This is a genomic window from Acidisarcina polymorpha (assembly GCF_003330725.1).
Lineage (GTDB): Bacteria > Acidobacteriota > Terriglobia > Terriglobales > Acidobacteriaceae > Acidisarcina > Acidisarcina polymorpha.
Window position 1 is genome coordinate 3,736,706 of the sequence record NZ_CP030840.1, and the last position, 11,922, is coordinate 3,748,627.

Annotated in this window: 9 protein-coding genes; 7 read left to right on the forward strand and 2 right to left on the reverse strand. The window is 56.2% G+C overall.

Going from position 1 to position 11,922, the window contains the following annotated elements:
* Positions 1-43 precede the first annotated feature (43 nt).
* The 5 genes from ACPOL_RS15990 to ACPOL_RS16010 all read left to right on the forward strand — a co-directional run bounded on the left by ACPOL_RS15990 (position 44) and on the right by ACPOL_RS16010 (position 7,624).
* Entirely contained in the window at positions 44-1,414 is a 1,371-nt protein-coding gene (locus tag ACPOL_RS15990; protein ID WP_114207934.1) for a sensor histidine kinase, read from the forward strand.
* Positions 1,398-2,027: a response regulator gene (locus ACPOL_RS15995; RefSeq protein WP_114207935.1), complete on the forward strand. Its 630-nt coding sequence runs from the start codon at positions 1,398-1,400 to the stop codon at positions 2,025-2,027. The genes ACPOL_RS15990 and ACPOL_RS15995 overlap by 17 nt, the downstream gene beginning before the upstream one ends.
* Positions 2,028-2,117: 90 nt before the next feature.
* Positions 2,118-2,492, forward strand: a complete 375-nt coding sequence (locus ACPOL_RS16000; RefSeq protein WP_114210859.1) for a hypothetical protein — start codon at positions 2,118-2,120, stop codon at positions 2,490-2,492.
* Positions 2,493-2,857: 365 nt separating this feature from the next.
* Positions 2,858-3,859, forward strand: a complete 1,002-nt coding sequence (locus ACPOL_RS16005) for a sigma-54 interaction domain-containing protein (RefSeq protein ID WP_236656828.1) — start codon at positions 2,858-2,860, stop codon at positions 3,857-3,859.
* 405 nt (positions 3,860-4,264) lie between these two features.
* On the forward strand, positions 4,265-7,624 hold the full coding sequence (locus ACPOL_RS16010; protein ID WP_114207937.1) for a TonB-dependent receptor: 3,360 nt from the start codon (positions 4,265-4,267) through the stop codon (positions 7,622-7,624).
* 91 nt (positions 7,625-7,715) lie between these two features.
* On the opposite strand, the gene ACPOL_RS16015 is transcribed toward ACPOL_RS16010, so the two are convergent.
* A complete protein-coding gene (locus ACPOL_RS16015; RefSeq protein WP_114207938.1) occupies positions 7,716-8,480 on the reverse strand; it encodes a VOC family protein in 765 nt (254 codons plus the stop codon).
* A 335-nt stretch (positions 8,481-8,815) separates the two neighbouring features.
* Between ACPOL_RS16015 and ACPOL_RS16020 the strand changes: the two genes are divergently transcribed.
* A complete protein-coding gene (locus ACPOL_RS16020; RefSeq protein WP_114207939.1) occupies positions 8,816-9,454 on the forward strand; it encodes a TetR/AcrR family transcriptional regulator in 639 nt (212 codons plus the stop codon).
* Positions 9,447-10,790 (forward strand): FAD-dependent oxidoreductase, encoded by a 1,344-nt coding sequence (locus ACPOL_RS16025; RefSeq protein ID WP_114207940.1) that lies wholly within the window; start codon positions 9,447-9,449, stop codon positions 10,788-10,790. The genes ACPOL_RS16020 and ACPOL_RS16025 overlap by 8 nt, the downstream gene beginning before the upstream one ends.
* 21 nt (positions 10,791-10,811) lie before the next feature.
* Here the strand turns inward: ACPOL_RS16025 and ACPOL_RS33610 are convergent, their stop codons facing one another.
* Positions 10,812-10,982, reverse strand: coding sequence for a hypothetical protein (locus ACPOL_RS33610; protein WP_161557393.1), 171 nt, complete (start codon positions 10,980-10,982; stop codon positions 10,812-10,814).
* Positions 10,983-11,922: the final 940 nt, after the last annotated feature.

The following is an 11,922-nucleotide window of genomic DNA, read 5'->3' on the forward strand; positions in this document are numbered from 1 at the left end:
CGGAAGACATGGCGCCGGGATGATCCTCAGGAAGCGGGACTGAATGAAATCTTCAGATTATTTCAAAGTTGGTCCTCGGCTGACGCTTGCCTTTGCGCTGCTCATGGCCTTGATTCTGGCAGGGAATGGCTTTGTCATCTGGCAATTTCATGTAGCGAGCATCCAAATCGATCGTCTCACCGCGGCAAATCGACGACTGATTGCGGTAATGCAGCTCCAAGTGGGCCTTCTCTCATTCCACCAGCGGCTGGACGATCTCGCACGGTCAGGCGACGCACACCAGTTGGCCGATGAAAGCGGGGCGTTACGCTTAGCCCTCCAGGAACAGGCTCAACGAGCGGGAATGACCGCCGCCAACCTCGGAACCCAAGTAGATCCGGCTTTCCTGCCAACTCTGAAAACGATCGAAGTCGCTTTGTCAGCACAACTGGACGCCATTAACGACTTAGCGAAATCAGGTGATTGGGGAACTGTGCAGCGCCGTCTAGACAACGAACTAAAACCGATTGAAAGTCAGACTTCAGTATTAGTCGGGAACTTTCAACAACAAGCCAACGCTGAATTGACACAGGCGGTCTGGAGAATGGGAAGCGTGCAGCGGCGGATTTTTTTGGTCGTGCCGATCACGGCAGTCTCGACGTTTTTCATTGCGGCCTTCTTTGGCTGGGCAATGACGCGACGCATAGTTGAACTTCGCCTAGAAGAACGTGTCAGCGAACGAACACGGATCGCGCGGGAACTGCACGATACTCTGCTACAGAGTTTGCATGGATTGATGTTCGAGTTTCAGGCAGCGCGCAATATGTTCCGGAAGCGGCCAGAAGAGGCGTTGCAAGCCCTCGACAGCGCCATTGTCGGAACCGAACGAGCGATCATCGAGAGTCAGGAAGCCATTGAAGATCTGCGCAGCACTGCGACAGCCGAGGATGATCTGGCTCAGTTGATAAAGTTAACAGGAGAGAACTTCGCTACCCCGCGAAGTGAGGACTATGATCCTCCGGCATTTGGACTCACCGTTGAGGGTCAACAACGGGCATTAAGTCCGGTGATCCGAGATGAAGTGTACGGAATCGCGCGTGAACTATTACGGAACGCCTTCAGGCACGCTCAAGCGCGACGCATCGAAGCTGAGATCCTCTACGACGAATACCAGCTCCGGGTGCGTGTCCGCGACGATGGGAGAGGCATGGACCCACAAGTGCTCGAGCAAGGGATGCGTCCTGGGCACTGGGGTTTACCCGGAGTTCGAGAACGAGCACAGCAAATTGGCGGGAAACTCGATGTTTGGAGCGAAGCGGGAGCAGGAACAGAAGTTCAACTGAGTGTTACTGCTTTGGTAGCCTATGAAAAAGCATCGATCCGCTCCAGATTCGAAGGATCGCAAGGGGCTGAAAATCATGAGCATCGATCCTAGCCTGATTCGAATTCTTACGGTGGACGACCATCCTCTTCTTCGTAAAGGGATCGCCGCCCTGGTTAACGCTGAAGACGACATGAAGCTGGTTGCGGAAGCGTCCAGCGGAGAGCAAGCCATCGAGAAGTTCCGAGCCCATCGACCCGATGTGACTTTGATGGATATCCAGCTGCCTGGCGTAAACGGGATCGAGTGCATCATTCAAATTCAGAAAGAGTTCCCGAATGCGCGGATCATCGTTTTGACTACCTATAGTGGCGATGTTCAAGTGGTGCGGGCCATCAAGGCAGGAGCGCGAGCTTATTTGCTAAAAAGACAGGTGCATCGGGAACTCCTTGAGACGATTCGAGCCGTCCATGCCGGACAGCGCCGCATACCTCAGGAGATTGCCGTGGAGCTCGTGGATCGGTCCTGGGATGACCTCACCCCGCGCGAAATTGACGTCTTGCGACTAATCGCCTGCGGGAACACCAATAAAGAGATCGCAGATCAGCTTTCAATCGGGGAAGCAAGCGTGAAAAGCTACATCGCCAACATATTCTCGAAGCTCGACGCCAAGGACCGGGCTCATGCGGTCACCATCGGGTTGAAGCGAGGAATTATCGAGCTCTAGATCCCCCGAAAGACGGAGGCAGAGGCATCCGATTGGGCCTTTTGAAGTTGCCGCCAACATCATAAAGTCAAGACCGGAAAAGGGGTGTTCGTGCAACGTCTTTTCTCCGGGTTTCCCAATGGTTGGCCGGGAAGTGGCCTCCTTTTGCATCGCGTGATCACTGCGGGATTTCTCTTTTATTTGGGCTTTGGTCACATGAATGATGCCGCCGAGTTCGCACTAGTCTTTCCGCGTGTGATCGGAGGATGTGCGGGTTTTCTTTTGCTCCTCGGGCTATGGACCCCCATCTGTGGAACCTCGATCGCGGTCGCTGAGGTATGGATCGCTCTTGCGTTGTCGGACCACAGCGGGGTTCCGATCTTGTTGGCAGCATCAGGCGCCACGCTGGCGATGATCGGGCCTGGAGCATGGTCCGTTGATGCGCGTCTCTTCGGAAGGAAGCATTTCGAAATTCAGCAGCGATGAAGCTTCATCTCCCGCTTAAAACGGTAGCCTCCCCCTGTAAATGGTAGCGTCCTGCCCATTCCTATGGCGGTCCGGCAAGAGTCGATTTGTGGTTGTATATGGCCGGAAGGTCATTCCATACTCACTTCGAACTAAAGAATCCGATTGCCCCCCTCGATCCAACACCGGTTACAGGCGAAGGTGGTTTGTGACCATCAACTCGTGGAAAGGACCCGACTATGACTTCGCCTGCCGAATCGATCCCGAACGTTGAGGGGTTTCATGTTCACCTCGGAACACCGGACGAGCTTCCTGTATCCAGAGAAACGCACGCAGAGGTCCGCTCATCCTCCAGGCAACCGCAGTCACTCTGCTCGCGAGGATATTTGGACCACGTCGCGCGCGCGAAATTCGGAGACATCATCGGCGACAGTCCCGCGCTAAAGATTGCGTTGAACCTGGTGTCCCTCGTGGCGCCTACGAATTCGAGCGTGATGATCCTGGGTGAGACGGGTACCGGTAAAGAGCTTATCGCGCGCGCCATCCACAATCTGAGCGGCCGCCGAGAGCGGGCCTTTGTCAAGTTGAATTGCGCCGCAATCCCACTTGGGCTCCTCGAGAGCGAGCTGTTCGGGCATGAGAAAGGGGCATTCACTGGCGCCGTCGCACAGAAGACCGGACGCTTCGAGCTCGCGCACAAAGGCACCCTCTTCCTTGACGAAGTGGGTGATATCCCTTTGGAACTCCAGGCAAAACTACTTCGCGTCCTGCAGGAGCAGGAATTCGAGAGGCTGGGCAGCAACCGCACCAACAAGGTAGACGTGCGGCTGATCGCAGCCACTCATCGCGATTTAGCCGCCATGGTAAAGCAAAATTCGTTTCGTGAAGATCTCTATTATCGGCTGAAAGTGTTCCCGATCACCGTTCCCGCCCTGCGGCGGCGTGCTGAAGACATCCCAAAACTGGTGTGGCACTTCACCAAGCTCTATGGGCAGAGAATGAACAAGAGCATCGACGCAATACCCACTGAGACTATGGATGCGCTGGTGAAATATCGTTGGCCTGGAAATATTCGTGAGCTGCAAAACTTCATTGAGCGGGCGGTGATTCTCTCCCCTCACACGGTGCTGCGCGCACCCACTAGCGAGCTCGAGCAATTCGGTGTTCACGAAGGATCAAGTTTACCGATGACCTTACTTAACGAGGTGGAACGAGATCATATTGTCCGTGCTCTTGAAGCGAGCAATTGGGTAGTGGGCGGCCGGAATGGCGCCGCAGAGAGGCTGGGAATGAAGCGAACATCGCTGGTTTATCGAATGCGGAAGCTCCGAATTTACCGCCCGATTTCCATCCCCAAAACAAGTGCTTTCGAAGGTTGTGCTTCTTAGGATGAACTCTCTTCTCGCTGCCATGTGAATAGCATGGCCGCAACAGGAACCCGCCACTAAGTGGACATCGATCGCATGTCTGTCAACGAACAACCCTGCCACCGCTTCGCTCTCGAAACTGAGGTTCAGAGATCCATCCATATGCGACGGATAGGAGCCACGGGAAACGCGCGTGTAGTGGCGTGCCGATGAACTCACTTCGTGTCTTCTCCTCCAGGCCTGCATGATCCGCATGAGGCCGGCCAGAGCGCCTTTGCGACCTTAGCTCATTTAATGATAACGTTATCTATATTCAACGTTTTGGTGTTCTTGATCTCTAGACTACGCATGATTTTGTCAGAAACGCTGAATCCCATCCTTGATTCAAAAGCATTCGATCCTATTTACCGGAGATTTCCAAATTCCATGCGTCATTATTCCTTCAGGTCTGTGCTCACAGGCGCCGTCGCCTTTGTGGTCACAGCTGCGACTCTATTTGCTCAAACCATTACCGGCTCAATCAGTGGGAACGTCACCGATCAAAGTGGGGCGGTGATTGCAAATGCCACAGTGACTATTACGAATCTGGCGACTGGCGTGACCACCCGCAGTGTCACCAACGGAGCCGGCGATTACAACGTGCGATTTCTGCAGATCGGCCAATACACCATAACCTTGCATCAAGATGGTTTCGCGGATCAGAAGGTCGGTCCGATCACGTTGGAAGTGGATCAGATAGCCAAGGTCAACGTTCACCTGGGCCTCAGCAATTCAACAGAGCAGGTCAACGTCAGCGCCGACCTTCAGCCTATTCTCGATACGGACAACTCCCGCGTCGCTACCACCTTTACCGCAAGCACGATCGAGAACATTCCGCTCAACGGGCGAAACTTCTCAGCGGTCACCCAGTTTCTGCCGGGCTCGATCAACACTCAGCCACAACAGATGAGCGGAGTCAATGCCATCGAGCGGGACACCAATCAGGGTGGTCAGGTCTCCGTCAACGGCAACCGCGGACAGGCGAACAATTACCGGCTTGACGGCATTGAAATCAACGAGACGATCAACAATACTATCGGTTATAACCCTGCTCCGGAGGCGATCGGCAACCTCACGGTCATCACTTCAAATGCCGACGCCGAATTCGGTAACGTGAATGGCGGCGACATCGATGCAGTGCTGAAGAGCGGCACCAATCACCTGCATGGGGGGGCATTCGGCTACTTGCAGAACGACACTCTAGATGCCAACACCTGGTCGAACAATCTCGCTGGAGTTCCGAAACAGCCCTACACGCAAACAATCTTCGGCGGCACCCTCGGCGGACCGATCAAGCGCGATAAACTATTTTTCTTCGCCGACTATGAAGGCATCCGCTACCACCAGGGCGGTACGCAGGCGGCAAGCGTCATCCCTGCAGCGATGCGCAACGGAGACTTCTCCGCGTTGCTCCCGGATATTCAGCTCTACCATTTTGTTCCCGGTGTTGGCCAGGTAGCATACGCCAACAACCAGGTGCCAATCCTCAGCCCGGCGGCCAAATTTCTATTTGCTCATCCGGAACTCTATCCATTGCCCAATCAGAATGCAGTCGCTGGGACCTTCGGTGTCCTAGATAACTACCAGGGATCGTACCGGAACATCGTTTACAACAACCAGGGCGACCTTAAAATCGATTACACGGTGGGCCCGCACGACACTATCATGGGACGCTACTCCCAGTCGGATGCCGGAGACCAACAGACGCAGGCCCCATTGTTGATTACCTTCCCGACCGCCAGCCAGTATCCCTTCAAGGGCCTGGCGTTCAATTGGGTACACACCTTCTCGCCCTCCATCGTGAACGAGGCGCGCGCCGGTTATTCGCGGGTCCGCTGGATACAGGGTCTTCCCGAGGATCTGACTGGCGCCTTCGGATTGAACGGCAACAGCCTGCTGGGTATCAACGCTGCGCAACCATACCCTGGATTCGCCGATCTCGCGTTCAACGCGCAAACCTCCGGCAGTTCGAATGCGGCAAACGTGCCAACAACGATCGGCACTTCCGGGCTGGCCAGCAATCTACTCGATAACACCTTTACATACGGGGACAACCTGACTATCGAACGCGGCAAGCACACCTTCAAGATGGGTGTGGAGATACTGCGTTATCAGCAGAATGACTTCTATCCAGGAAACAATGGCGCGATGGGCAGCTTCGGCTACTCTGGCAACTTTACGTCGAACGCGACGAATCCCGGCTATTCTGTAGCTGACTTTGTTACTGATCAGGCATTGGTCGCAGGTGTAGGCCAGGTGACCGGCCGCACTGGACAGCGCCAATTCCGCGACGCCGGTTTCTTCCAGGATGACTGGAAGCTGACGCCAACACTAACCGTCAACCTGGGCCTCCGCTATGAATACGATCAACCCATCTATGAAGTGAACAACAAGCAGGCGAACGTCGACCTGGACACGGGAGCGGTGTACACCGCGGGCGAGCAGGGTGCAGGCAAGGTGTTTGGCGACAGCCGCGCTCTTTACAGCCCCACCTATACCAATTTCATGCCGCGTTTAGGATTTGCGTGGCAGATGAATCCACGGATCGTTTTTCGCGGCGGCTATGGGATCACCAACTACCTGGAAGGCACGGGAGCAGCACTGCGCCTGAATTACAATCCGCCGTTCCACGGGTCGTTCTCGGAGACAGCGCAGACGCCGACAACAAATTCTCCGGGGACGCCCATTACCGTCGAGTCCGGTCTGCCGGTCGGCGAATCGGCGCCACCCACCAGCTACAACGCCTGGGACAAAAACCTGAAGCCAGCGTTCATTCAGGAGTTCACCTTTGGCAATGAGATCCAACTCGACAATCAGACCTCGATCGCAATGACGTATCTCGGGCAAATTGGCGATCACCTGGTCGATCCGCGCGCAGCCAACCAGCTTGCCGCCCCGGGGGCTATCGCGCCCTATGCTACTCTCGTCGGGCAGCAAGGGTCGATCGTCGAGACCCAGTCGGAAAGCGTCATGAGCTATAACGCCCTGCAGATTCAGGCCCGCCATCGTCAGAGCAATGGACTTGAGTATCAGGTGAACTACACCTGGTCGCATTCCTTGACTAACAATGCCGGCTTCTTCGGGGTCTCCGATGTGAACGGCGCCAGCCCTTACTGGCAGGATGCCAATAACGGCCGTGCCGATTACGGCAACGCAGGCTTCGATGTTCGGCAGAATCTTTCCGCCACCGGGGTATACCAGCTTCCATTCGGTCGCGGGCGGCGATTTGGCAGCAGCATGAATCGCTGGGTGGATGAAGGACTTGGAGGCTGGAAGCTGGCCGGAGACGCGATCGTCTTCTCCGGTTTACCAGTGACGATCAATGGGCCGAACAACACCAACGTCTTCAATCGGGCGGAGCGAGCAAATCAATATAGGACGCTGCGGATTAGCAATCGCTCACTGAGCAATTGGTTTGGCACCGATCCTTCCGCGACGCCTTGCCTTGGGCTTGGGATCGACAACGGGCAATGCGCGTACGGTGCGGCTGGTCCTGGCCAATTTGGCACGGCGGCCAACAACACCGAACGGGCACCCGGCTATGAACAGGTCGATCTCGCGGCATCCAAGTCGTTTGCGATCTCAGAATCGCAGCACCTGGAGTTTCGCACCGATTTCTTCAACGCCTTCAACATCGCCAGCTATGACAACCCTGACAACAGCATCCAGGACAAGAGCTTCGGCAAGATCACGAACGTCCGCTCGCTGCCGCGTCAGATTCAGATGTCCCTGCACTACTCTTTCTAACCATCCGCCTCATGCGGCAGTCACGATTGCATTAACCTGAGTGATCTTCGAACCAAGTGTTGATTCTTAGAAGTTAATGCAATCGTGTTAGTTATTCTCTGGTGCCGACCAGCGAAAACATAGCGCCTTGAGGGTCCTGACCGTTAATAATCCAGCCGCCACCGGGAACCTGCATGGGACCGTTAACAACCTTGCCGCCGCCGGACTTGACTCGCTCGATGGCTCCGCCGATGGAATCGACGCAAAGGTAGAAGTTCCAGCATGAGACCGGGATATAGGGAGCTTTGGTCATCATTCCGCCGTCTCCCATTTCTTTGTGGTCGCCCTGGTCGAAGATGCGATAGACACCCATCTCCCCCATATCCATATCCATCATTTTGGTCCAGCCAAAGAGCTTGCTATAGAAGTCAAATGCGCCGTCGAGGTCAGTCGTGTAGAGTTCGTGCCAGCCGATCGTGCCCGGTGTAGGCGGTGCGGGACGTTCCGGCGAGGGCATGGCTGGGTTGGGGGTAAAGATCACAATGGCAGCGCCCTGAGGATCGGACATGACGGCGAAGCGAAGCATCCCGGGAACATCAGCGGCGGGCCTCAACAGCTTGCCTCCCGCTTCGACGACTTTTTCTATGTGGGCGTCCACATCGTCGACGGCGATGTAGCCGACCCAAGCGGTGTGCCCTGGTATGTTCAACATACCGGCGATGCCGACCTTGCCGAGATTGAAGATGGTGTACGGCATGCCCTCGCTGGGCATCTCCTGGGTCGTCCAGCCGACCACCTCAGAGTAAAACTTTCCTGCGGCCTGTGTGTCGCTGGTCATGAGTTCGTACCAGCCGAATTTTCCTTTGGGTGTAAACATGGCGGAAGTCTTCCTTGTCGAGTAGACGTGGTAGAACTGCGGGCATTTTGCTAACTGGCTACGGTGACATCCCAGCTTGACCTATGTCAACTTGGTTCAAGATTAATTTTGGTGCACGTTTGGCGGCAGAGGCCAGTCAGCGTGAGAGGGTGGCGGGATTGATCGCGCCCGTTGGCTCTCCGTTACTTCCGGCCAATTGTCCGTTTGGACTGATGGTCCGCGCTTCGTTATCAAGCGAACCGCTACATCAGGCTCAGAGCTTAATGCGTCTTCACGGCAACCAAAGTTTCGATCAATCACTTGATTGATCAATCGGATGATGATATTGTCTCCCCATGAAGTCTGAAACCGCCGAAAACATCATCCCCGCCATCACCGAGCAGATCGATCGGCGCAAAAGCTTGCTCCAGGCGGCGTTTGACGTGATTGCGGCGTCGGGGTTTGAAGGCCTCCGCACCCGCGCTGTCGCCGAGCGGGCCGGCGTCAATATCGCCACTCTCCACTACTACTTCCCCACCAAGCAGCTGCTGATCGAGGGTCTTGCGCAGTTTCTCACCGGCATCTTTATGACGCTGCACGCGCCCCCTCTCCCACTCACCGGTTACAAGGCCCTCGACCAACTCCGACAGGAGTTCCTCGACACCCGCTTCTACAACGACCGCTACCCCGAGCTGCAGATCGTTATGGAGGAGCTCTCGCTGCGGGCAAAGCGCGACCCAGGTGTTCAACAAGCCCTAGGAGTCATGTTGCAAAGTTGGCGCGCATGGATCGCGACCATCGTCCAGGGCGGCATAGCCGAACGAGCATTTCGTCGCGACCTCGATCCCGAAGATACGGTCGCCACGCTGATGGCGGTGATGGCGGGAAAGTCTGTCGCGGGCTCCGACGAGCTTAACAGAATTCAACGCGGGGTCGAGTCCTGGCTGCTCGCGCCCGAAGTGAAGAAAAAGTTAAAGGAGTCGAATCATGATTGATCCCACAAGGAACAACGACTTGGAAGTGCTCATCGTCGGCGGCGGCATAGGCGGCCTCTGCCTTGCTCAAGGTCTGAAGAAGGCTGGAGTCGACGTCCACGTCTACGAACGCGACCTCACGCCAACGTCGCGCCTTCAGGGTTTCCGGATCCACATCGATCCTGACGGCAGCGGGGCGCTTCATGAATGCCTGCCCGGCCATCTCTGGGAGATTTTCGTCTCCACCTGCGGCGACTTTTCACAGGGGTTCACCATGCTCAACCAGCGGCTCGAAGAGCTGATAAAGTTCCGCGATCAGCCTCAGGCCAGCGATCTCGTCGCGCAGCACCGCTCGGTCAGCCGAATGACCCTTCGCCAAATCCTACTCTCCGGACTTGGCGATGCGGTTCACTTCGGCAAACGCTTCGAACGTTATGAGCAGCGAGAGGACGGCCGGATCATCGTTTTCTTTGACGATGGCTCAAGGGCGCAATGCAATGTGCTTGTCGCCGCCGACGGAGTGAACTCCCGCGTCCGTCAGCAGTACCTTCCCGGCAACGACCCCTTCGATACCGGCGTGATCAGCCTCGGCGGCAAGATCCCCCTGACCGATGGCGTGATGGCCATGATCCCTCCGTCCCTGCTCGATGGCCCCGCCATCGTCCTGCCTGCGGAACCTGCCAACCTCTTTCTCGCGGCATGGAGGCGGTCTTCCCATGCAAGCGAGCAGGTGAAGTTGCTGAGCGCAGCGAATGCCGCCGGCGAAGCCGCCCAAGACGAAGGAGACTATGTCGTCCTCGCGCTTGCCGCAAAGCGCGAATTCTTCGGTTTCGACACCGAAATCCCGGAGAGCACTCCAGGAGAAATGCGTGCCATCCTCCGCCGCAAGATGCTCAACTGGCACCCAAACCTGCGTAAGCTCGCCGAGATGACCGGCGACGAACTAGGCTTTCTCCGCATCCGCAGCTCGCAGCCAACCCCGCCCTGGACGCCATCGAACGTCACCCTGCTGGGCGACGCCATCCACAGCATGACTCCGTTTCGCGGCATCGGTGCGAATGTGGCGCTGAGAGACGCGGCGCTGCTGTGCTCCAAACTGGTTGGGGCGCAAAGGTCGGGCGTGCCCGCGGCGAGCAGGATTGGAGAGTATGAGGCGGAGATGCGGATCTATGGCTTCAAGGCCGTTGCTGAATCCCTCAAATCGATGGAGCAGGCGGTCGCACCAAAGAAGCTTGGATTCAAACTGGGGATGTCCGCAATGCGGGTTGCGCACCGAGTTCCTGCGCTCCGTCGCCGGATCATGGAGCAGCGCGTCACCCGCCCCAAATCTCGATTGGTAAATCAGGTTCAACCCTGATTTCTAAGCATCGCTAGACAACTATGAAGTAGGATCCATGGCAATCTCAACCAGCGCACCTAAATCAAGAGCGCGCTGTTCCCGGGACCATAGCTCGCCGTCCGCCACCTTCAAGCCGGGCAACGGCGCGGTGAGCTGCAGGGCGGGCGTGGCCGTCGGTCGAGACGCAGGCGTAGCCGTTTTTGATGCCAATTATGACCCCGACTTTTGACCCGCACAAATTGTTGAAAACAGGAAAGGGAAGTCGTGGGTCAAAACTTACCCTTTGCGACACGGAGGGTCTTTCGATCTGAAGTTCCAATAACCCGATTTTCAGGAATTACACTGAACGCGAGATGGGCGCGGATGCCGGGAGATCCGATTGCACGGTGATTCGTAGGATCGCTCCATTCGCAGGATCCAAGTACAACAGACCGTGGTACGCTGGGGTCCCGTGATAGGCATTTGAATCTTGCTCTGCACCCGGGGTGTAGCCGGCGGCGTCTTCGGTGCTCCGAACGCAACAACAATTGACCGCGAAATGCGAGCCCTCGTGGGCCTTTCGCAGTGCTCTTAATGCGTTCTTCCGGCTCATCGCTAATAACTTCCCGGCCCTTTTGATAAGTGATGGTCAGGCGGAATATTCCGCCCGAGTGGAGCTGACCTGCCGGGGACCGGCCGCTGTGGGTTACAACCGACGGACTGTCATCGAAGCTTTGCGTCTGACGCGTCGCCAGGAAGTCCGGCAGTTGTCGAAGCGTCACAGCGACAAACTGGACTGCCTGATTCAGCATCATCTGTTGATCTGAGATCGAAGGCGCCGATCTTGAAACTGTTTGGGATGCTGGTGGATCCAAAAAGGTCGACGTGTCTTACAGCAGTTCCAACTCCTCCAAGGTTTGTGGCCCGGGCTTGAACTCCTTGGTCAGGGAGGTGAGTACACTTTGGGTTAACCGCTCAGTTAGATCAATTGAAGCAAGCTTCTGAGCCACATCAGCGTCGGCCGTCTTCTTTGCACTTTCGAGCGACATTATTTCGCGCAACCCTTGAACCGTCCCGCGTGTGGCTGCGGATGCAGGGAAAACGAACATCGTAATCAACGCCACTCGAAGTGCGTTTCGCACTAGTCCCCCAAGTCAACGGAAGAGGAGCA